A 23,112-nucleotide genomic window follows, 5' to 3' on the forward strand; every position below is an offset into this window, starting at 1 on the left:
TACTTAGAAAAAGAGAGAGGAGGGAAAATATGACAAGACATGGTGGAATTTTGCTGCCAGTTTTTTCTCTTCCATCTCCATGGGGCATTGGCGATGTGGGATCTCGTGCCAGGAACTTCGTAGATTGGCTTGCCCAGGCAGGCCAACACTATTGGCAAATGCTGCCCCTGACACATACAAAAGAAATCTTCGGGAATTCTCCTTATAGCAGTCTCTCTGCCTTCGCATGTTCTCCCCTACTTGCAAGCATTGAAGATTTAATTGATGAAGGTTTGATCTACCCCAATGAAATTCCCCTCTTCAATGAAGAAAAGGTCGGCAAGGTGCACTATGGTCTGGCTGAAAAGCTGAAAATGCCTCTTTTGGAGAAAGCCTTTCAGCGCTTTATCCAACGGGCTAACATGGATCCCCTTTATCTTTTTTGGGAAGAACAGCGATGGTGGCTTAACGATTTTGCCCTTTTTATGGCTATTCGCCATAGAATAGAAGATGATCGATGGAACTTATGGCCAGCTTCCATCAGACAAAGAGAGAAGCAAACTTTAGATACGATCAGATCAGAAGAAAAAGAGTATATCCTTTTTACCGTATTTGTTCAGTATGTCGTATTTTCTCAATTTCAAAAATTACGTTCCTACTGTCGTTCCCGAAATGTTGAACTCATTGGAGATCTTCCCATATACGTAAGTTTTGAAAGTGCAGATGTATGGGGTTGTCCTGAAATGTTTCAACTGAATGCTGATATGACTCCCATCGCCGTATCAGGAGTTCCACCTGATTATTTCAGTTCTACGGGACAACGATGGGGGAATCCTCTATATCGATGGGATTACGCTCAAGATAATTCTTTTCATTGGTGGATAAAACGACTCGAACATGCGTTGCACTTTTTCGATCTGGTCCGCTTCGATCACTTTAGAGGATTTCTTGCCTACTGGAGTATCCCATATGAAGAGAAAACTGCTGTAAAGGGACATTGGGAAGAAGGCCCGAACGACAACTTTTTTTCCGCAATAAAAGAGAAATTCTCAACTATGCCCTTCATTGCCGAAAACCTGGGAATTATTACCCCTGACGTAACTGAAGCCATGAAAAGATACGATCTACCCGGGATGCTCGTTTTACTCTTTGCCTTTGATGAATCGATGCCTCGTAACCCATATATTCTGCATAATCATACTCCCAACAACTTCATATATACGGGAACACACGATAATAATACTGTAAAAGGTTGGTTTGACGAAGACTCCACCACCCAAGAAAAAGAAAGGCTAAGCACCTATACCAATACGCCTCTCGATCGCAACAACGTAACAACCGTTCTTACCCGGCTCGCCCTCATGTCTGTAGCTGACACAGCAATTATTCCTCTTCAGGATTATCTCAATCTGGGGTGCGAAGGAAGAATCAATACTCCATCAACAATAGAAGGGAACTGGCAATGGATGTTAACGGGAAAAGAATTAACAGATTCTCTGGCTGCATCTCTTCATTCCCTCATGACCGTTTATGGAAGGATATAAAGAAAGAAGGTGATGACCAATGCAGTTTCAGCCTCAAAAAAATTTAGGAAAATCTATACAAGATCTCCTTGAGCAAGATCCCTCCTTTCGAACTGTGGCGTATTTCTCCATGGAAATAGGAATAAAAACATCTATCCCCACATACGCCGGTGGTTTAGGTATTCTCGCCGGAGATATATTAAAAAGCGCTGCAGATATGGGAGTTCCCATGGTTGGAATCACTTTGCTCTATCGAAGAGGGTATTTTGAACAAGAATTTAATAATGAACAATGGCAAACAGAAAAACCTGTTCTTTGGCATCCTGAACAGGAACTTACGCCCCTCCACAATAAAGTTTCTATTAAAATTCAAAATCGGGATGTCAACATACAGACGTGGCTCTACGAAATTGCAGGTTCATCCGGATACTCTATCCCAATATACTTTCTTGATACTGATATAGAGTCAAATCATCCGGAAGATCGTCAACTCTCATGGTATCTTTACGGTGGGGAAACCCTCTACCGCCTATGCCAAGAAATAGTTCTTGGTGTAGGTGGACTTCGAATGTTGCGAGATTTAGGCTACAACAACATAGAAACATTCCATCTCAACGAAGGGCACGCCGGCTTCCTCTCTTTGGAACTCATGAGAGAAATGGGATATTACGATCCGGCAAAAGTCAGAGAACACGTTGTTTTTACAACTCATACCCCTGTAGCAGCAGGGCACGATTTTTTTAAATACGAGCTCATTGAAAAGGTTATGTCTTCAGATGCTTTAACAACACTTAAGAGAATGATTCCTTCAGAGGGCGTCTCTATGACCGAATTAGGCCTTCGATATAGTCGATTTGTAAATGGAGTCTCAAAAAAGCACGCAGAAATAAGCCGTAAACTTTTCAATGCGCCTACAATTCAAAGTGTCACCAATGGAATACATCCTACAACATGGGTCAGTCCTGGGATGAGAAAGCTTCTTTCTCGTCACATTCCGGGTTGGGAAAATGATCCAGGTCGTCTTGTCCAAGCTCTGACTCTTCCCTCTGATGAACTCTGGTCTGTACATCAAGCATCTAAAATGCGACTTCTTGCATATATTCTCGAAGAAACGGGAGTATCTCTCAAATCTGACATTTTAACAATCGGTTTCGCACGTCGAGCTGCTACATATAAACGAGCTGACCTCATTTTTTCTAATCTAAAAAAACTCATAGAGATAGGAGCAGGTAAAATTCAGCTTATTTTTTCCGGTAAAGCCCATCCTAAAGACGATGGGGGCAAAGCCCTTATACAAAGAATAATGAATACGTCAAATAAAATCAAAGACTCTATACTCATGGTTTACCTTCCAAATCACACAATGGAGCTTGGTCGTCTTATTACCCAAGGAGTAGATATTTGGCTCAACACTCCACTTCGTCCAAGAGAAGCTTCAGGTACAAGCGGAATGAAGTGTGCTTTAAATGGGGTCATGAATTTTTCTGTTCTTGATGGTTGGTGGATTGAAGGCTGGATAGAAGACGTTACAGGCTGGGCCATTGGCCCAACGCCCAGCGATACAGATCTTCATGCCTATGACGAATCGAAAGACGCCATAGATCTTTACGAAAAACTCGAAAAGAAAATTATCCCTGCCTATTATTCAGATCGGGAGCATTGGATAAGAATGATGAAAAATGCAATCGCGCTGAATGGCAGCTATTTCCATACTCATAGAGTTATAAAAGAGTATTGTGAAAAAGCCTATGGGATTTCATTTCGTGGAATATAAGGAGGTGCTACTTTTATGAAAATTTTGCATGTAGCCAGTGAAGTAGCACCTCTTTCAAAAGTTGGAGGTCTCGGCGATGTTGCCGGTTCTCTTCCCAAAGCTCTCCACAGGCTCGGAGCTGATGTAAGAATCATAACTCCGGCATGGCCTGGCGTTCTCGACAAAGCTCGTGAAGAAGGGAAAAAGATTACTCGCCTTCCTCCTCTTATTCATGTCGCGTTACAGTGGCATGTCATTAGCGCTAAAGTATGGAAAACGATAATAGAAGATGTTCCTATTTATATTATTGAAAATAACTCGCTCTTTGAGAAAATACCTATTTATCCAGATGAACTCACTGTTGAAAGCTCTCTCCCATTTGCTTTCTTTTCTCTTGCTGCTCTTGAACTCGAACAAAAGAGCCGTTGGGATCCCGATATTATCCATTGCCATGACTGGCCTTCGGCCCTCGTCCCTATTAGTTTTAGGTGGCATAAATTTTATCGTACCCAAAAGCCCTATCCTCTAACTGTATTGACCATACACAACATTGCCCATCAGGGAGTGCTTCCTTTTCACGTACTTGAAGAGTGGGGAATCGATACACAGTCATTCTCCATTGATGGTCTTGAATTTTACGGGCATGTCAACCTTCTAAAAGGAGGTATTGTAACTGCAGATAGTGTAACAACAGTCAGTCCGCAATATGCAGAAGAAATTCAAACCCAGGAAATGGGCTTCGGACTTGATGGTGTTATCAAAGAAAATAAAAACAAATTATATGGAATCTTAAATGGAATAGATGATACGTGGTCTCCTGAAAGAGACCCTCTTCTCTCATGTCACTATTCATCTGAAGAGTTAAATGGCAAGAAAAATTGCCGGAAAAACCTTCTGGAACAACTGGGATGGGAAGATGACGAATCTCCGCTTCTTCTTTCAATTAGCCGTTTAGCCATGCAGAAAGGATATGACATACTGATTCCAGCTCTTGATACTATAAGAGATATGGGAATTCGATGTCTTTTTATAGGAAGCGGCAATCCTCTCTTTTCCACTTCTCTGCGTGAAAAAGCCACACTTTACCCAGATCGTATCTCTTTTTTAAACGGTTTTCATGAGAAATTTTCTCACCTTGCCTATGCGGGAGCAGATATGCTCATTATGCCTTCACATTTCGAACCATGTGGCCTCTCCCAGCTCATAGCCCTACGATATGGAACTGTGCCGGTTGCACGAATGACAGGTGGAATTATAGATACGATTCTCGATGCAGATCACTTCTCTGATGGCTACGGATTCACTTTCTCACCATATACAACAGAAGCTCTCGTTAAAACGGTACAACGGGCCCTTGATGCGTTCAAAAATCAGAAACGCTGGGAAGAAATTATGCAACGAGGCATGGTAAAAGATTTTTCGTGGAAAAATTCTTCTCAAAAGTATTTTGACTTGTATCAAAAAATGTTACGCGAAAAAAGGCGGTAGAAAACCTTCTACCGCCCACCATTAACTCCATTAACCTGAAAAATGGAATTCCAATAGTCTGAGAAAAAACGTGCGTACTGTTTATTATCAGCAAGTGGCTTTTCCAATTGAACTCTTATATCGTCAGAGATCTTTGCCGAATGAGCAAATTGTTCCCCCGCTTTTGTCAAAGAAGAAAGATACAAGGAGACGGCATCATGAACCTCTTCATTTTTGTTGTGAAGGAAGTCGGCCTGAGACCTGTACATCTCAAGATCAAGCTGCATTCCTGATATATTTTGTGCCCAACGTTCAAAATAGCTGTGAAGAGGAACAAAAGCCTCTTTTTCAGAGAAACTTCCACTTGCCATAACAATGAGGGAGAGAGGCTTCTCCCTATCTCTGAAAATGAGCTTCACTTGGCCTGTCTCTTCAGAAATTTCAGGCTGGAAGCAGGGCATAAGTCGATCAATAAAAACTCTCATAATAGAAGTCATACCCGAAAAATGAAGGGGAGTGGCAAGCAAAATAGCATCAGATTCTATAACTTTCTTCCGCAACTCCCGCATATCATCCTGCAAAATACAACGCCCAGGGGTCTTTGTCCAACAATAGAGAGACCCTAAGCACGAATGGATAACTTTATCTACAAGCACAACAGAAGATACTTCTGCTCCTCCATTTCGAGCTCCCAACAAGAAATTTTCTATCATAATCGAGGTAGCGCCTCGTCCTCCACGAGGGCTACCATTAAAAGCTACAATTTTCAAACATCCCACCTGCTTTTCACAATAAGTCTTTATAGTGCTATTTCTTTAGTATATTCTTTAAACCTTCCTGAATAGCTTCTTCTAAAAGGTTTTCAGGCTTCTTTTCTGTTTCTCCAGTGGAATCTTTAGGCGGAGCTATCTGCTCTTCAACAGCTGAAGGTTGTGTTCCTTGAGGCGTTGTTTTATCCACTGTCTGAGGCGCCGGAGCTATTTTGACATTAGAAACAGATGGCTTCCCTATCGTTCCGCCTACATTAAAAGAAATATCTCTAAAATCAGATTTTTCAAGTCCAGCTTTTGCTCCTGTAAGAGCTCCCTTCAAGATACCCTCAAGAGATGACGTTCCACCAGCGCCTAAAATACCGGCAACACCTCCGAACAAAGCGTTTAAAACCTGAATATTAGCGTTTCCCTGACATTGAAGAGCTAAAGTTGTATCGAAACCTACAGGCCCTGAAGCTTTAAGGAAACGATATATAGGATCATTCTGGAACGCTGTTGCTTTTGCATTATCGAGTATAATACGTCGCGTTTCAACCCGGAAAGGAGCCACAACTGAAGCAAAACGAATTGCAGATTGGCCATAAAGTGATGCTCCCAGTTTTACCGCTTTGAAGTCACTAATAGAGCCTTCACCTATATGTACCTCTCCTTTACCGTTAAAGCTCAATCCTTTTGCCATGTGCCCTGAAAGCGACACATCGCCCTTAGCTTTGCCGTTAATATGTCCTTCAAGTCCTCCTGTTGCATCTTGCAAGAGAGGATCAACATTTACATTTTCCATATGTACAGATTTTGTAAATGTGCCTTTGGCAAGATCAATTTCACCCTTACCTGAAGCTGTTCCCCCATAAAGTTCTGCGTGCGCATTTGCAAATATAACATTCATACCTTTTAATGTGAAAGGATAAGAAATATTCGAAAGCTTGAGGCCAGCAAAAGATAGAGAAGGAGCTGATAATGATCCTTTCCCCTCACTTGACACTCCAGAAAAAGTTCCATCAAAATCAACGTTAATCGTTCCAGAGGGTTTATACGCAGCCATCTCTTTTACACCGGAAGTAAGAGCAGCCGCATCCAACCCTTTTCCAGAAAGAGAAAGGGTCGCTTCCGGAACATCTTTCTTTAAATTAAACGTTCCTTGAGCGGAGACAGTACCTCCTCCTACAGATGCATTAAAGTTTTTCAACGACATTTTCCCCATGTTGCCTTCCACAGCACCGTTAAGGTTTGTAAAAGCAAAACCAGAGAAAACAGTTCTGGGAGAAGAGAACTCTGCCGATATCGATGGGTTATCGGCCTTACCTTTAACTGCCGTCTTTCCGCTTAATGTTCCAGAGAGAGAGTAGGGAAGCTTTCCTGCCCTCGCCAGCACGGCTAAATCTCCTTCTTTTATTTCAAAAGTAAGATCAAGATCTGCTGGGGCCTTAGGCTGCAATTTCACAGATCCAGAGCCAGATATTTCTCCAGATCCCAAACGAGCCGTAAGTGTACTAAGAGAAATACTCTCTTTCGAGGCATCGATACGAGCCGCTATCTTTTCTGCTCCTACACCTGCAAACCCCAAGGATCCAGCCTTAACATCAAGCTGAACCTGTTTGGGAATCCCCTCTTTCAGAGCGAGATCTGTTTGCAAAGAAAAATCTGCTACATGCCCCTGTTCCATAAAACCTAAACGAGGGGAAACAGCAGAAAGTTGTATCTTCGGAGAAGTTGTCTTTCCTTCTATGCGAGCCGTCGCTGTTACGTTTCCCCGTAAAGCATAATTTTTCAACTCAGGGAAAAAGGGTTCAAGATTTTTAGGGTCAACCTCAGCTGCCTGCACGGTAAGGTTTAAAGAGGGAGAGGGACTTCCCACTCCTGCTATCGCACCTTTACCAGTCATTGGTATGTTACGCCAACGTCCACGAGCCGAAGAGAGAGTCAGCACATCTTTCTCGAAAACAAAGACAACGTTAAGATCATTAAAAGCCTCTTCTCCATAAGAGAGTCGATCAGACCATGTTCTGCCTTCAAGGCGGGGGGCAGTTACAACACCCTTAATACCAACATCAGCGCTCACGGCCCCTTTAGGAACAATTTTCGGGGCTTTAGGAAGAGAAGCTGTTATTTTGCCTACATCTATACTTCGAGCCTTGAAAAGAATATCAAGACGAGGATTTTTTTGTAATTGGCTCACAGATCCGCTTAACGCAAGTGACCCTCCATCAATAACGGAATTCCCTTTGATTGTTGCTGTGCTTCCCTTGAAAGCCACATTGGCAGACGTATTTTGTAGCTGCTGACCATAAGCTTCTATCTGAGCGGCTTTCAGATCTATATTCCCTGCAAGAGTTGTCGGAGACCCCTTCACAACCACTGAAAAAATATCAACTTTTCCCTTAGCGGAAGCTAATGCTGGAACGGTTTTCTTTAACTCTTCCAAAGAAGCATTTTTCCCTTCCAGTGCGATATCAATAAATGGGGCTTTCCCCGGAACAAAAGCAAAAGCAGCACGCCCACTAAGAGGAAGAGCCAAAGCTGTTCCCTTTAAATCTTCAAGATTCAAACGAAAAGCTTCATACCTCCAATTACTTTCCACTGATTGTACGGGATATCCTGCAAGAGACGTTCCTGAAAAGGAAAGATGACCGGAAAGAATAGGGTTATTCCATATCCCTTCTGCAATGAAGGATGACGAGAAAAGGCCATCATAGGCGCTTCCTCGTAATGTGGGCCAAAAAAGAGCAAGCTGAGCTACGTTCAGTTTCTCTATCTCGCCCTTAATGGAAAGGCTTGGAAGAATAGCACCCTTCGCCATTATCCTTCCCTCTCCAATTTTCATATTAAGATCCTTGAATTCAAGAACTTCTTTCTCACGTCTAAGGTTTATTCCACCTTTAATGGGAACGGTATTCATTAATAAATCTACATCGGCTTTTATACCATCTTTGCTTAGATCAAAATCCGTTTGAGCAATAGTTGTCTCTCCCCAAGGAGTATGGACTCTGCCATTTCTAATAGAAAGAGCCTCTATAGGAGCTTCTCCTTCTCCAGGTTTCATCTTTATTGCAGCGAATTCCTTAGAGAGCTTCTCTGCATCAACATCAAGACCATGAATAGTAACCCGAGAAAGTCGGGGTGATCCTGAAAAAACAGACATAAGATTCACTTTTACTCCCAAAGAATCAGCAGAAAGTAATAATGCTCCCTTTTTACTCAGGGTGATTTCATAAAGGTTGTAGCCTTTTAAAGGATTACCTGTAACGCTTTCAATAGCCAAATCAGCACCAAGAATTTCAGAGACAGCTGTTGTCGCTTCCCGTCTGACAATATCTCCACCAACATTCATACTCCCTATGATAAGAAGTATTCCGACAACTCCAACGGCTATAAAAAGCGCGAGTGTCATTTTTTTACTTCGCTTCATTTATTACACCTCCTTATACGCCACAAAAAACGTTTTTCCGTTTTTCTCTACGCCAGGCACTCATCATAAAGTTTTCCTTCGGCTACCATAACAGCCTTGCCTTTAAGGTAGGTTTTACAATAATTTCGCTTTTCATCAAAGGAAAAAGAAACCCAGTTGTCTCCCCCTGGATTATGCACATGTATAGGAGAAGTCATTTCCAACACAATAGATGCCGCTACGGCAGAAGCCGCAGACCCCGTTCCACAAGAGAGAGTCAGATCTTCAACTCCACGCTCGTATGTCACTACCTTGAGTTCAGATTCTCCTACTCGCTGAATAAAGTTAACATTTGTTCCGTTGGGGAAACGTTGTGTATCATAACGAACAGTTCGCCCGATTTCGACTAACGTCTCTCTTGAAAAATCTGTAATATTTTCTATAAAAAGAACGCAGTGAGGAACGCCTACGATCAGATAGACAAAAGGAAATGTCTCACCACCTACATTCAGGCTTTCTCCCCAAAACCCCTCTGATAAATCAACATTCCCCATATCGAGTTCCACAAAGGGAGCTTCAACTTTAGCGTGAATAGGGCCTGCCAAGGTTTCAAAAGACATACTTTCTCCCGCTAATTTTTTTTCCCAAGCATAACGAGCAATACATCGAGCCCCATTTCCACACATTTCGCCCTCAGAGCCATCCCTATTAAAGAGACGCATTCTAAAATCTTCATGCTCCGATTTCTCAACAACTAAAAGGCCGTCAGCACCAACAGACTCGCAACGTCGACAGATACGTTCTGCCAATTGCGAGAGAGCTAATGTCCCCATCTGATTGTCTCTATTATCAATAACAACAAAATCGTTGCCATTACCCTGCATTTTTGTAAATTCTAACATAACCGACACCTCGTATTCTGCATTAAAAATGGCAGAGGAATCTCTCCTCTGCCATTATTGTACCGTACCAATTAAAAGTTCGCGTCAGTAAAAACTCAGGCTTTTTCTTCGATTGGTTTCGAAACAAAGAAGAAAAGAGAACATGACGCAACTGCTCCCAAAACGAGAGAGAAGAAAACAGGAAGTCCGAAACCAATGAGGACATACCCTGCTGCCGCTCCTGCCGCAGCCACAAAAGCATAGGGAATCTGAGAGTTCACGTGATCAACGTGGTCAGAACCACTGAACATGGAACTCATGATTGTAGTATCAGAAATGGGACTGCTGTGATCTCCCCACACGGCGCCAGCAAAGACAGCTCCAATCGTAGGAAGTAATATTTCAATAAACCCTGCATCATGAATTTGCGTAACGTTATAAACGAGTGGAACAACTATTGGCATAAGTACGCCCATGGTTCCATATGATGTTCCCGTACAGAATGAAATGATAGCGCCAGTAAAGAAAGTCAAAAGCGGAATCCATGCTGGCGAAAGGGCATTTCCTGCTATTCTGACTATGTACTGAGCTGTTCCTACCTCTTTAATAGCCGATCCGATAGCCCAGGCAAAGATAAGGATCAGGGTTCCAAAGAAAATAGAACTCATTCCTTGCATGAAACCGGCGAAAAGTCTGTTCCAGGAAGCTAGTCTCTGAGCTTTAAAGAAAACGAGGGTAAGGAAAACAGCGCCGAAAGACCCCCAAACCAAAGCCTTTGAACTGTCGCCTTCTCCTACAGCCGTAGCCAAAGAGACATTTGGCCACCCGCCGGTAACAATAAGCATAAGGAAAATCAACCCAACCATAAATGCGAGGGGAACCAAAAAATTAACAATGCGTCTCGGCGTTCCTTCCTCTGGTTCGAAATCTGCATGCTTAGTTGTAATAAGAGGTTTTGCTCCCTCCCGAAGAACCTGCCCCGTCTGTCTGGCTCTCCGCTCTGCATGAAGCATAGGTCCCATATCTCGCTGTGTATAAATAACAAAGGTTAAAAGCACAAGGGCAATAATGTTATAAAACACATATGGAATAGAACGAAGATATGCTACATACGGAGAGTAGCCTATCTCAAGAGCATTAAACTGATTACCAATCTGTCCAACCATATAGGCAACCCATGAAGAAATACCTGCAATACAGGCAATAGGAGCCGATGTCGAATCAACGATATACGACAATTTTTCTTTAGAAATCCGATATTTATCAGTAATAGGACTCATTGTCGTTCCCACAACGAGCGTATTGACGTAATCTTCGAAGAAGATGATAAAACCTGCAAGTTCGGTAACGAGCATTGCTCCGCGAACACTCTTGATCTTCTTGGTAATCCATTGAACAGTGGCTTCAATACCACCGCCAATTTGCATTATCCCTACAAGTCCGCCCATGGTAAGGCTGGTAAGTACAATTCTGGCTCCCCAAGGATCACCTAAATTATTCCACAGCAACTCCACAGCTTTTCCAAAACCTACAATAGGGTTCCATCCTGCCATCATCGTTCCTGCAAACCATGCACCAATAAAAAGAGAAGGAATTACCTCCTTTGAAAGAATACAGAGCCCTATGGCAATAAGAGGAGGCAACAAAGAAAGGATTCCGAAGTCAGGCTTGACCTCACCTTCCGCTGCCCATGCGATCCCGGTCATAAACAGCAACCCCAGAATTGCTGATACACTCAGGATAAAAACTCTTTTGCCTCTGTTTCTCTCGTCCATCACCATACCTCCCTTATTTAAGAGTTAGTACCCTATTACCTGTGCAAGAGCGAGAAGTCCCATTTGAATAAGATACGCAAATCCAAAAAGAGGAACAAAAAATTTCCACCATTGATCTAACGTTACATGTGCAATACCACACATAATTACGATATTGGCTGATGTAGGGAAAAGAAGATTGGAAAATCCATCGCCATACTGGAAAGCCAGAATTGCTGTCTGCCTTGTCACGCCTAAAATATCAGCCAAAGGCGCCATGATCGGCATTGTAGTTGCCGCCTGTCCAGACCCGGAAGGAATAAAGAAGTTAATGAGAGTCTGCGTTATAAGCATGCCCTGCGCCGATATAAAACGAGGCAACCCTGAAAGAGGTAAAGAAAGACCATATATAACGGTATCTATAACATTTCCCTCTGCCAATACAACCAATACGCCTCGCGCCAGTCCCACTACAAAAGCTCCACCCACAACATCACTGCATGCACTTGCATATTCTTTCGCTATTTTGTTTGGAGACCAACCAGCTACAAGTCCACTTGATATTCCCATGGTTAGGAAGAGACCACAAAGCTCGTTGAATCCCCACCCCAATTTAAGTGTTCCGTAAACAAGAAGAACCATCGTTACTGCAACAATGGCCAAAACACCTTTGTCTCGCCATGTTGTCGTGTTGCTCATTATTTCTTCTCTGTTCATCGCGATATGGCTAAAATCGGTTCCATTTACAATGCTTAATTCTGGATTTCTTTTTACCTTTCGAGCATATCGAAGAGTCCACCAGATAGCAATCGCAGTAAAAAGAGCCCAATGGAAAAATCTAAAGCCAAGCCCCGAAAAAAGAGGAACCTCAGAAACTTTCTGTGCAATTCCAACAGTGTAAGGATTGGTCATGGATGCTGCAAAGCCAACACCGGTAGAGAGACCGACAATGGCTAATCCCACCATGGCATCGTATCCCAGCGCAATCGCCAAACCTACAAAAAGAGGAATAAAACCATAAAACTCTGAAAACATCCCAAAAAGAGATGCGCCAAGACTGAATACGATAGAGAACAAAGGAATCAGAAGAACATCCTTCCCCTGCGTTACGCGTAACAACCAACCGACAAAACTGTTCATTGCTCCTGTCCGGACAACAATGCAAAAAGACGCATACGGCAGAAAAACAAGGAAAATAATGTCAGCAGCAGCAACCATTCCCTTATAAATTGAAATCATCGTTTCAAAAGGACTTACAGGCGACGATTCAACGGTATGATAGCTTCCCGGCACAAGAACTTGGCGTACCTGATTAGGGCCTATTTCCATAGCTTGTCTGTCAAATTGCCCTGCTGGCAGAAGATGAGTCAGAACGGCAGCCAGACAGATCATGATAAAAAGCAATACAAAGACGTGAGGAAGTTTAAACTTCTTTCGTGTTCCGGTACTTGTTTCAGTATTCGTGTCGGTGTTTGTGTCGGTCATTCTTTACATCCTTTCCGTTATATATTGATAAGAAATATTTTTAGAGCAAATGTTGAGGAATACCCTCTCCCAAAAGGAGGTCATCGTAGCTTTGACGATTCACAATAACGTGAGATTCTCCATTACGAACAAGAACAACAGCTGCTCTCGGAATACGGTTATAATTACTCGCCATAGAGAAGTTGTATGCGCCTGTATTAAATACCGCTAAAATATCGTCACGGCTGATGGTGTTAGCAACAAAAACTTCTCGCATTAACACGTCACCAGACTCACAACATTTACCTACAACTGTTACTTTTTTCTCAGCAGGTTCATCGGCTTTATTGGCAACAACTCCCCAATACTGAGCTCCATATAGGGCTGGTCTTGGGTTATCTGTCATTCCTCCATCCACACCGACATAGGTAATGCCCCCAGGAACATCCTTTATGCTCCCGACTCTGTACAGAGTGATGCCAGCTTCAGATACGATCCATCGACCTGGCTCAATAATGATCATGGGACGAACAAGCCCTGCCTTTTCACACTCTGTTGTTACGTGAGACATAATGGGATCGATAAAGTATTTGAGAGTGGTTCTCGTATCTCCCTGATGTTGAGGAACGCCAAACCCTCCGCCTATATTGAGTTCTTCTGTAACAAACCCCAGTTGTTTGAACATCAGATTCATTTCATTCACTAAAGCATCTACGGCCAAAACATGAGAACGATTACTCTGAAGTTGAGAGCCTACATGGGAATGGAATCCTTTAAGTTCAAGAAGATCGGAAGCCATGATCCGGCGAATCGTTCGCAGCAACGTATCACCAGCTAGCGAAAAGCCAAACTTGGATGTGGTATGTCCTGTAGCAATATATTTATGGGTTTCTGCATCAACTCCTGGAGCCACCCGAAGAAGAAGAATTGCTTTTTTGCCTCTTCGTCGTGCCGCTTCCTCGATAATATCTATTTCAGACTCGCTATCTGCAACAATACGTCCCACCCCGGTTTCCAAGGCAAGCTGAAGCTCTTCCAACGTTTTGTTGTTTCCGTGGAATACTGTTCTTTCCATGGGGAAACCGGCCCTATAAGCCGTATAAATCTCTCCTCCGGAAACAACATCAAGCCCCAATCCCTCACTGGCAATAATTTTGGCCATAGCCATAGTAAGAAAGGCTTTGCTCGCATAGACAGCTTTTGTGTTGGGATATTTATGAAGAAAATCTTCCTTCACTTCATGGCAACGCTCACGTATTGCTGTTTCCGAAAGCACATAAAGCGGCGTGCCAAAAGTATTGGCAAGCTCTACAGTATCGCAACCATCAAAAACCAAATGTTCCCTCGAACTCATTTTGTTTCCTCCTCAATATAAAAAAAGGACTCGTCCCCGAAGGGACGAGTCCTTGAACTCGCGGTACCACCCTGCTTAGATACATACACGTATCTCGCTCTGGTCTTATAACGGAGACTACCCGGGAACGTACTCCAGATATGGCTCTATCTTTTCCGCTCCAGCTCCACAGGTTTTAAGCTCTTCAGCCGTGATAAGAACACCTCTCAGTCCATCGAATGTTCATCCCTGGTATCACGATATGCCAAATGCGCGCCCTGTTTCATCGCTGTTTCTTAAAAACATTTGGAGGTATTATAACGAACCCACTTTACTACGTCAACATAGTGTTTGAATTTATCTTTTTAACAGAATTCTCTGAAAGCTTCAGCAATCCTTTCTATTCCCGTAGACATCTCACCAGCTTTTACCTTTGCAAAGGAGAGACGTATAAAGTGTTTCCCTTCCTCTGGAAACGCGAAGAAAATTTCTCCTGGGATAACGGCAACCTTGTGCTCTTTTGCAGCAAAACGGGCAAAAGCCACTCCATCTATCTTTTTATTTTCTCCCCAAAAAAAGAAACCACCATGGGGAAGAGAAAAGGAAAAGCCTAAGGGGGTTAAATATTTGGAAATCGCCTCGGCCATAGCATCTCTCCGCTCTTTATACTCATCTCTGAGTGAATGAAGATGTTCGTCAAAAGAAGGCTGTGATACCACAAAAAAGACAATTCTCTGCAAAAGCGCCGAAGATCCCAGTTCAAGAGTCAGACGTAGCTGAACAGCTTTTTCCATAACCTCAGGAGGTAAAACCATCCATCCGCAACGAAGTCCTGGCGCTACAATTTTAGAGAAGCTGCCAAGATAAATTACAGGATCATCTTCTTCTGCAATACTAAGATAAGTGGCCTCAGGCTGGCTATCAAACCACAACTGTCTATATGGATCATCCTCAACAAGAGTCACCCCATACTTTTTCAAAAGAGCCAGAATTTCTCTTTTTCGTTTTAAAGAAGTGCTTGCCCCTGATGGATTCTGAAATGTAGGGATCGTATAAAAAAAGGCTACTTTTTCTTTTTTTAAAACTTTCTCAAGTCGCATAGGGTCAGGTCCCTCTTCATCTATGGGAACGGTAAGAAAACGAGCCCCCTCTTTTTCAAAGGTCAGCATTGCTTCTGGATAGGAGGGGTTTTCAACAATAACGACATCCCCATCTTTCAGAAAAAGCTGCGAAAGAATATTCAATCCCTGCTGAGAACCAGTAGTCAAAAGAATGCGATCTTCGCCTGGAGCTTCTAAAACAAGTTTTTCATCAGCCATCCAATCAGAAACCCATTTACGCAGCAAAGGATCGCCTGCTGTATGGGGATAAGCCAAAACAGACATATCGTTCAGTGCCTCATTGAACCCTTGTTTAATAACTTCAACCGGATAGAGGTCTTCGGAAGGTTGACCTGCAGCGAAAGAGATAGTTCCTGGACGAGAAGCATAAACCATCATTTCCTGAATCCCCGATGGTTGTAGCTTTTGAGCGCGGGCGTTAAAGAGAGATTCCCAATGCATAATAACAATCACCTCAACATAAAAATTCACTTGACAGAGATGATAAATCTGATACCATCTCTCCATAAACTTTAAAACATATTTTTATCAATCTGTAAACCTTTGTTTAAGGTGGAGGTGTAGGAAATTGAAAAAAATTATCGTTTCAGTACTATTTCTTTATTTGTTCGTTCTCTCACCCATTTCTGCGCATGCTAAGGTTCTAGATAAAGATACCATAGTTATAGGAACAGAGAGCACATATCCCCCCTATGAATTTCGGGATGAAAAGAACAATCTTCAGGGATTTGACATTGAACTTATGGAAAGTATTGCAAATAAACTCGGGAAAAAGATTGAGTGGGTAGATATGCCCTTCGATAGTCTTATCCCAGCGCTACTAGCCCATAAGATCGATATTGTCGCCGCAGGAATGAGCGCAACCCCCGAACGAGCCAAACGAGTAGCTTTTTCTACCCCCTATGAAATATCTATGAGCGCTTTTTTAGCAAAAACTGAGAACACTTCGCTCAAAACACTAAACGACATGAAGGGGAAAATTATAGCTGTTCAGCTTGGAACTGTTCAAGAAACTTTTTCTCGCACAATAGAAGGAGCAAACGTAAAGACCTTCCAAAAATTTGATGATTGTGTGAGAGAAGTTACGCTGGGAAGGGCTGATGCTACATTGATGGATGTTCCAGTAGCTAAAAAATTCCTCGATCAAAAAGATTTTGACGGTAAAATTTCTATCGCATTTGAACAAGAAATTACTGGAGCTGGCAAAGCGCTAGCTATTCATCTTGAAGAAAAAGACTTTTTAGATGCTGTAAATGGAGCCCTTAACGAAATGCAAAACTCTGATGAGCTGGAAAATCTCAGAAACAAATGGTTTAAACAATAAACTAAATAGAAACACACGAAGAAAGAACACAGGGAGGCACACTTTATTTTATGTGCTTCCCTTTATTATTTATTATTTTCTTCTTACTGTCACACAATTTCCTGCAGGAACGCACAAAGCAGGACCCACTGGAATCTTTTTTTCGATCCATTCCAAAGCCTCTTTTTCATTGGTAAAAACTTCCCCTGGAAAAGGCAGGTCAGAACGATCCGAAACAAGTGCCGCTGGATGCCCCTTAAGGTCTGCCACTATTTTCGAAGCAATAAAAGCAGGAATGGAAAAATTTTGTTGCAATTTCTGCATAGCCCTCTCGGGCTCTTCTATAGCAAGGCGAAAATCTTCGCCGAAAGTTCCTGGTCCAGCGCCATCTTCAAGACCTGCAAAAAGGACTAGACCTCCTTTGGAATCCAGTGCATGAAGTACGGCTGAAATAGCTTTTGTCGATTGGTATAGATCAATATCGTATGGATAGCCACCACACGAAACCAGAACCAAAGACGCTTTTTCAGATATCCAAAGGGTCTGAAGCTGTTGCGCCAACTCTGTTCCTTTCAACCATGCCTGGAAAGGATCTCCTGCTACATAACAATATGGGTTCCCATTTTCATCAGGAATCACATTTAGCAAAAATCCTTTTCGTTCAGAAAAAACTATTTGTGCATACTCCTCCATATCTTCAGCTACGGGATTGCCCTTTAATGCTCCGCACTGAACAGAAGAAGCAATTGTCGCGCCCACAAGAGAAAGTGCATGGTTATGCTGAATGGCTTCTGCTCCTGATATACCGGGAAGCAGTGCCTTACGACCACCGCTGAAACCAGCAAGATCGTGATAGGCTATTCCGCCAATGGGAACAATCAAGTCAGCCCTGGCCACAGATTGGTGCAAAATCACAGGAGTTCCACGAGAAGTCACATCTCCAGTTCTGACTCCCTGAGTACTGTCATGGCAAAGAATTTTGTCACCACTCAATGGTATATCTTCAAGAAGCATTTGTATTTCGTTCTTTGTAGGTAATCTATGCTGCCCTCCGCCAATAATCCACGTCACCGGCATACGACCGCCTTCGCGTAGTTCTCTTCGAATAGCCTGAGCCATACGTGGAACATCTTGCCAAGAACGGGTTGCATCAGGAATAACAACAGTAATATCTGAAACTTCTCTAGCCATATTACGCAAAAGAGGACTCTCGCACGGAAGAGCCAAAGCTTTCTCTGGAGAATTAGGGATTGGACGGTTTCCCAGAATCTGAGTTTCCAATATTGGCCGTTCTAAAGAGATATCAAGAGTTCGACGGCCAAGAGCAAAACTGTGAAGAGATTTCATACTGTTTTAAGTCCACCTTTCCATTCATAAAACGTTTTAGGACGCCCAGGACGACCATCCAAAGAAGCAGATACACGCACTACCATTCCCCGATCGGCTAGAAAATCGAGATACCTATGGGCAGTCACATAAGCAAGTCCGGTCTGAGCTGCGACTTCATCACAATCCATAGCTTCCTTATTTCGCTTAACACAATATATAACTTCCCTCATAGTATCGACACTAATGCCTTTTTTACGTATATCCCAATTCAGCTGCTCCCTATAGCTAACCAACTTTTCATGTAATCGCAAACGAGCTCTGAAATCTGAGAGCCGTAACGGTTTTATAATAAAATCATCAGCTCCTACCAATAAGGCCCTTGAAGCCGTATCTTCTTCTTCTGTTTCTGATAAAGCAATGAGAACCACTTTTTCCGAAAGATCCCTCGCTTTTTGTATAAGCTGATACCCACTAACAATGGGCATTTTAATATTCAAGAGAAGGATATCTATTTCATCATCACGTATCCAAGCAAGAGCTTCTTCGGGATCAACTGTAGCGTAAAAACGCCACTCTTCTGCTTCCGCCATTTTTTCAAGCTGGTAGAGAACTTTCCGATCGTTGTCTATAGCTCCCAAATATAGAGTCACTTTTCTTCTCCCCCATTTTTCTTGCCACAAAAGAGCATCCATCTTCGATGAGAAAACAAAACCCATCCGCCCAAGAAAACGCCAAGTAAAGAAAAAAACCAACTTTTTTGAGATGCCATCTCTTTCGAAGGAGAGGAATTATACGGGATACCATATTTTAGGCTCAAATCATGAAGATTGAGAAAATGGAAGACAGGGTACCCTGCAGAGAGAGCCCGACCTATAATGCCATCTCCTGCGTTTTCTCTTCCAGAAGGAAGATGTAAACCTCCTGAGAGAGTCAAGATTTCATCATCATTACCCATATTTGCATGAGAACCACCTATGCTCATCACAAGTTTGGGAACAAAGTTTTCTACAATATTCATCTTCTTTTCTATCATTTTTTCGAGATTCTCTTCACGTAGAAGGGGCACACCTTCCCTTTCCGCCGCTTGAATCATTATCTCTACCCCTTCAGGAGCAATTCCTCCTCCATTTTCGTCATCACCGCCAAGGGTATAGTAATTAGCTTTCGTATGTAATAATCCGTTTTTTCTAAGTTCTTCTGCCATTATGGGCCAAGGAATTTCAGGCACATTGGCACCCCATGTTGACGATCCCAACGAGACGATAAGAAGCACGTTTAGTTTTCGATATTCCGCAGCTTTCAATGCATTAAGCAATAATCCCGGGAAAGAGGATGAAGAAAGTATTGCCACTGGATCTCCTTCTTTCAACCCCATACTATCAAATTTTCTAAGAATGGCCACAGACCAGCCAGGATGACACGCTGTTCGCTTAGATTCAAGACTTCCTAGAGTCGTCGAAAGAGGACTCCACTCCACACCTATAAGTCCAAGTTTCCACGGATCTGCTCCCCCTGCTCCTATCTGTTGATCTTCTCGCAACTGCCAGATATAAAGTTCTGCTTGACGGACATCGTTCCATAATCGCATTTCTTCAGAGGAAAATCCCCAGCGTCTCGGCAAAAACCATAAGAGCACAAGAACAAAAGCCAAAAATAAAAGACGCATACGACTTTTCAAAACAAAGGCTCGTTGTTTCTTCAGATAATCGTTTAAAGACGGGATATGTTCTTCGTTCATAACTTATATCGACCTCTCTAAAAGATGCCCTAAACCAACCAATACATCAAAAGACATCGCCGTAAGCAAAGTCACGATAACCGTTCCAATAAGGGTCTCCCCTATCCCTTGGCGTTGCATATCGGCTGCTAAAAGGCCAGGAACCACCCAGCCAAGCCAAAGAGATGTAGAGGGGAAGAAAAGATCGAGAAGTACTTTACATCCCAAAGCCATGAGCATTGCCAGTGCAATGCGCTGTCGACCATATATACCCGTAAAACGGACAATTATCTCAAGAAGTAAAGCAAGAAAAAGTGCCGTTCCTATAGCTATTCCTACAGAAAGAGGATTTCCTAACTGAAGGGCGATAAAACCTGGGGTAATAATTCCACCACAAGAACGTCCCGTTCGACGATAAAAAAGCATTCCTAAAGCAATTCCTATCCCTATTGTCGCAAACTGAAGATTATGCATGTTTACACCTTTTATATGTATATTCAAGAAGATATTCGAGTGGTAGACCTGCCACATTTCCGCATCCTAATACTCGTTTTTTCTGCCTCATAAAACTCGCGAATTCTTGTGTAGATACCATTTTTATATATTCAATCCCCTCATGACCACAAAAGGGACGAGCCCCCATTAAATAGACTTTCTTCCAATCTTTTCGCCTAAGCCAAGGGAGAAAAGCTTTTAATCGCTCAGGTCTATCCCTTCGATTGTTGAAAAGAAGAGTCGTATCCTCCACGGGCCATCGAAGACTTTCAAAAAGTCGCTGCGTTGTCTCTACATCATTGGCTGAAAAAGCAACTGCTAAAATATTTTCTCCAAACTTTATTTCCTGAAAATCTGCTATATCAGGGAGAAGACGCGTCATTGCTTCTTCTCCCAATTTGGGATCAAGCCCCAAAAAAGAAAGAATATCTCTCACTATCGCCATGTTTTCTTCTTTCCACATAACACATGTTTCAAGAGAAGAAAATGCAGCTATATGTATTTGACATTGTTTTTGAGTCAAAACGCTGAGTAGCAAAGGAGACGAGGATGTTGATTCAGGAATAAAAACAGTACTCTTCCGCGGAATTCCCTGGGTGAGAGCTAAGACAGCCCCCTCCTCTCCTGGTCCCCATGCATCCTGATGATCTGACCGCACGTTGGTTATGACAAAAATGGGATTTTTAAGCCAACATGATGGAAGTTTCTGAAGTTCTGGCGCTACCGCGCTATTTTCCAAAACAACTGCTTCTGCATGAGGAGGAAGAGAACGAAGCCACCAGCGCATCTCTTCTACATGCCCCCCCGCACTTCGCAAAATAGCTCTTTCTCCAAAAGGAGACAGTTCCCTAGGAACAACGCCAGTAATTCTCGCCCATGTCTGAAGCCCATAGGAAGAAAGGGCGCAAAACAATAATCTTGCTACACTACTTTTTCCACGGCTTCCTGTTACAACAATTTGTATCTGGGTCATATTGAGGTTAGCAGAATTCTCAACCCAATGGAGCACAAAACGACTCCGCCAACAATTTCAACATACTTGCCAAGAAAACGTCCTGCCTGGAACCCCAAGAATACACCTGCCGTTGATAGACAACCGGTGATAACACCTGCGGGAACAGCCAAGATCATAACAGGTCCTTTCAAGGCTGCTACACCGATACCAGCAGCTAACGCATCAATAGAGGTAGCTATAGCCAAAGAAAGGAGAGTCAATCCATGAGTACTATCTTTCCCTTCGCATGTCTCTTCCTTTCTCGATTCTCTGATCATATTGACACCAAGAATAAAAAGGATAATAAAGGCAACCCAATGGTCATAAGCTTCTATAAAAGAAAGTAACCGTATTCCCATAGCCCATCCCAAAACGGGCATTAAAAACTGGAAACCACCACAGGCAGCCCCCATTCGAAACGCCGGGCCGGGACTTAACAGAGGTAAACATGCCCCCACGCCAAGCGACACAGCAAAGGCATCCATAGAAAGAGCCGCTGCTGTCAACAAAAGCTCTATAATTGACATTATCTTCCGTCCCTTCAAAAGCAGCTTTTTATTATTTTACCCTAAAGCCACATCTAATATCATCATTATAGTGAAACCCAAAAGGACTCCCATTGTAGCCTGATCTCCATTACCTCCCTGTTGTGATTCAGGAATAACCTCTTCTACAACAACAAAAATCATGGCTCCAGCTGCAAAAGCCAAAGCATATGGTAAAATCGGTCTGGCTGCAACAACAGCGATAGCGCCCAAAACTCCGAAAATAGGTTCCACTATACCTGAAAGCTGCCCGTACCAAAAGCTTTTTAATGGAGAAAACCCCTCCCGTCGCAATGGCATGGAGACAGCCATTCCTTCAGGAAAGTTTTGAATGCCAATTCCCAAGGCAAGAGCAATGGCTCCTGCCAGCGAGGCAGAAGGGATACCATAGGCGACAGCCCCAAACGCCACTCCTACAGCCATTCCTTCAGGAATATTGTGAAGAGTGATAGCCAAAACAAGTAATGTTGTTCTTTTCCATGTCGTAGCAATTCCTTCGGCTTCTTGACGAGGTTGTCCCAAGTGAAGGTGAGGCAATAAACGGTCTATGACTCTGAGGGAAATGCCACCTAAGAGAAAACCTATAGCAGGAGGAAGCCACGGCCGCATCCCCATTTCCGAGGACATATCAATGGCAGGAGCAAGTAAAGACCAATAACTGGCAGCAATCATAACGCCAGCAGCAAATCCCAGCATAATATCGAGCATCTTCTGACTGGGATTTTTTCGTAAAAAAACAGCAGCAGAACCAAGAGCAGTTAATCCCCAAGTAAAGAGAGTGCCAATGAGAGCTTGTACAACAGGACTCAGTGATATAAAGAAATCAAACACCGTTCTCACTCCATTTCTCTGTAATAATACGTGCCTCTAATACAGTGAAAAAGCTGCTGTATAAAATAAAAATAGGGGCTATACGTATATTTATAATACTATATAAAAAAGAGGGTGAACAAAATGAAAAGACTTTTATTTATACTGGTTTTAGTAGCAGTCTCTTTCTCGTCCCTCTCAGGATTAGCTGGAGGAAAACCAGAAATATTATATATCTGTGGACCATGTAGTCGGGATTTCGCCCCTGTAGCAGAAAAGGTTATACAAGAGCTCTCTCTTGAAGAGAGTGTTCAAATAAAGATCACGACTTGCTTGGGAGCCTGCGCTTCTCCTCCTGCAATAGAGTGGAGAAAAGAAATATATGGGTTCATGACAAAAGAAAAGCTTGCTTCGCTGCTCAAGTCTTCCTTTTCCCTTTCATAATTTTCGCATATCATTTTTTACCATGAACATATATACTATTTG

General features: G+C 42.8%; 19 protein-coding genes. 5 read left to right on the forward strand and 14 right to left on the reverse strand.

Annotated elements, in window-relative coordinates; genetic code table 11:
* Positions 1-29 precede the first annotated feature (29 nt).
* From malQ to VB083_RS07745, 3 genes are read left to right on the forward strand one after another with little or no spacing between them, the layout of a single operon-like run.
* The gene (malQ, locus tag VB083_RS07735; protein ID WP_323401933.1) at positions 30-1,523 is read left to right on the forward strand and encodes a 4-alpha-glucanotransferase; all 1,494 of its coding nucleotides are present in this window, start codon (positions 30-32) and stop codon (positions 1,521-1,523) included.
* Positions 1,524-1,542: 19 nt separating this feature from the next.
* On the forward strand, positions 1,543-3,276 hold the full coding sequence (glgP, locus tag VB083_RS07740) for an alpha-glucan family phosphorylase (protein ID WP_213699492.1): 1,734 nt from the start codon (positions 1,543-1,545) through the stop codon (positions 3,274-3,276).
* A 15-nt stretch (positions 3,277-3,291) separates the two neighbouring features.
* Positions 3,292-4,743 (forward strand): glycogen synthase, encoded by a 1,452-nt coding sequence (locus tag VB083_RS07745; protein WP_213695683.1) that lies wholly within the window; start codon positions 3,292-3,294, stop codon positions 4,741-4,743.
* An 8-nt stretch (positions 4,744-4,751) separates the two neighbouring features.
* On the opposite strand, the gene VB083_RS07750 is transcribed toward VB083_RS07745, so the two are convergent.
* The 7 genes from VB083_RS07750 to VB083_RS07780 form a co-directional block, all read right to left on the reverse strand.
* On the reverse strand, positions 4,752-5,492 hold the full coding sequence (locus tag VB083_RS07750; protein WP_213689920.1) for a flavodoxin family protein: 741 nt from the start codon (positions 5,490-5,492) through the stop codon (positions 4,752-4,754).
* A 37-nt stretch (positions 5,493-5,529) separates the two neighbouring features.
* A complete protein-coding gene (locus VB083_RS07755) occupies positions 5,530-8,901 on the reverse strand; it encodes an AsmA-like C-terminal region-containing protein (RefSeq protein ID WP_323401934.1) in 3,372 nt (1,123 codons plus the stop codon).
* A 47-nt stretch (positions 8,902-8,948) separates the two neighbouring features.
* Positions 8,949-9,782 carry a diaminopimelate epimerase gene (gene dapF, locus VB083_RS07760; protein ID WP_213699488.1) on the reverse strand — a complete coding sequence of 278 codons (834 nt, stop codon included), beginning with the start codon at positions 9,780-9,782 and terminating at the stop codon, positions 8,949-8,951.
* A 95-nt stretch (positions 9,783-9,877) separates the two neighbouring features.
* Positions 9,878-11,536 carry a Na+/H+ antiporter NhaC family protein gene (locus VB083_RS07765; protein WP_213695680.1) on the reverse strand — a complete coding sequence of 553 codons (1,659 nt, stop codon included), beginning with the start codon at positions 11,534-11,536 and terminating at the stop codon, positions 9,878-9,880.
* Between the two features lie 24 nt (positions 11,537-11,560).
* Positions 11,561-13,000, reverse strand: coding sequence for a YfcC family protein (locus VB083_RS07770; protein ID WP_213689924.1), 1,440 nt, complete (start codon positions 12,998-13,000; stop codon positions 11,561-11,563).
* 40 nt (positions 13,001-13,040) lie between these two features.
* Positions 13,041-14,333, reverse strand: coding sequence for a diaminopimelate decarboxylase (gene lysA / locus VB083_RS07775; RefSeq protein ID WP_213695679.1), 1,293 nt, complete (start codon positions 14,331-14,333; stop codon positions 13,041-13,043).
* A 344-nt stretch (positions 14,334-14,677) separates the two neighbouring features.
* On the reverse strand, positions 14,678-15,874 hold the full coding sequence (locus VB083_RS07780) for a PLP-dependent aminotransferase family protein (protein ID WP_213689926.1): 1,197 nt from the start codon (positions 15,872-15,874) through the stop codon (positions 14,678-14,680).
* Positions 15,875-16,001: 127 nt separating this feature from the next.
* Here VB083_RS07780 and VB083_RS07785 point away from each other — a divergent pair, with 127 nt between their 5' ends.
* The gene (locus VB083_RS07785; protein WP_213699486.1) at positions 16,002-16,757 is read left to right on the forward strand and encodes a transporter substrate-binding domain-containing protein; all 756 of its coding nucleotides are present in this window, start codon (positions 16,002-16,004) and stop codon (positions 16,755-16,757) included.
* A gap of 72 nt (positions 16,758-16,829) precedes the next feature.
* Here VB083_RS07785 and VB083_RS07790 read toward each other — a convergent pair whose 3' ends face one another.
* From VB083_RS07790 to VB083_RS07820, 7 genes are read right to left on the reverse strand one after another with little or no spacing between them, the layout of a single operon-like run.
* Positions 16,830-18,083, reverse strand: a complete 1,254-nt coding sequence (locus VB083_RS07790) for a nickel-dependent lactate racemase (RefSeq protein ID WP_213695678.1) — start codon at positions 18,081-18,083, stop codon at positions 16,830-16,832.
* Positions 18,080-18,715, reverse strand: a complete 636-nt coding sequence (locus VB083_RS07795) for a response regulator (RefSeq protein ID WP_213689929.1) — start codon at positions 18,713-18,715, stop codon at positions 18,080-18,082. The genes VB083_RS07790 and VB083_RS07795 overlap by 4 nt, the downstream gene beginning before the upstream one ends.
* Positions 18,712-19,803 carry a poly-gamma-glutamate system protein gene (gene pgsW / locus VB083_RS07800; RefSeq protein WP_213695677.1) on the reverse strand — a complete coding sequence of 364 codons (1,092 nt, stop codon included), beginning with the start codon at positions 19,801-19,803 and terminating at the stop codon, positions 18,712-18,714. Before pgsW ends, VB083_RS07795 begins: the two co-directional genes overlap by 4 nt.
* 3 nt (positions 19,804-19,806) lie before the next feature.
* Entirely contained in the window at positions 19,807-20,256 is a 450-nt protein-coding gene (locus VB083_RS07805) for a poly-gamma-glutamate biosynthesis protein PgsC/CapC (protein ID WP_213695676.1), read from the reverse strand.
* The gene (locus tag VB083_RS07810; protein ID WP_213695675.1) at positions 20,249-21,286 is read right to left on the reverse strand and encodes a Mur ligase family protein; all 1,038 of its coding nucleotides are present in this window, start codon (positions 21,284-21,286) and stop codon (positions 20,249-20,251) included. The genes VB083_RS07805 and VB083_RS07810 overlap by 8 nt, the downstream gene beginning before the upstream one ends.
* Positions 21,247-21,798, reverse strand: a complete 552-nt coding sequence (locus tag VB083_RS07815) for a manganese efflux pump MntP family protein (RefSeq protein ID WP_213699484.1) — start codon at positions 21,796-21,798, stop codon at positions 21,247-21,249. Before VB083_RS07815 ends, VB083_RS07810 begins: the two co-directional genes overlap by 40 nt.
* A 36-nt stretch (positions 21,799-21,834) precedes the next feature.
* Positions 21,835-22,647 (reverse strand): ZIP family metal transporter, encoded by an 813-nt coding sequence (locus VB083_RS07820; protein WP_213689934.1) that lies wholly within the window; start codon positions 22,645-22,647, stop codon positions 21,835-21,837.
* A 123-nt stretch (positions 22,648-22,770) separates the two neighbouring features.
* Between VB083_RS07820 and VB083_RS07825 the strand changes: the two genes are divergently transcribed.
* Positions 22,771-23,070, forward strand: a complete 300-nt coding sequence (locus VB083_RS07825; RefSeq protein WP_213689935.1) for an NAD(P)H-dependent oxidoreductase subunit E — start codon at positions 22,771-22,773, stop codon at positions 23,068-23,070.
* The last annotated feature ends 42 nt before the right edge of the window (positions 23,071-23,112 follow it).

It is taken from the genome of Aminobacterium sp., from assembly GCF_034926885.1.
Lineage (GTDB): Bacteria > Synergistota > Synergistia > Synergistales > Aminobacteriaceae > Aminobacterium.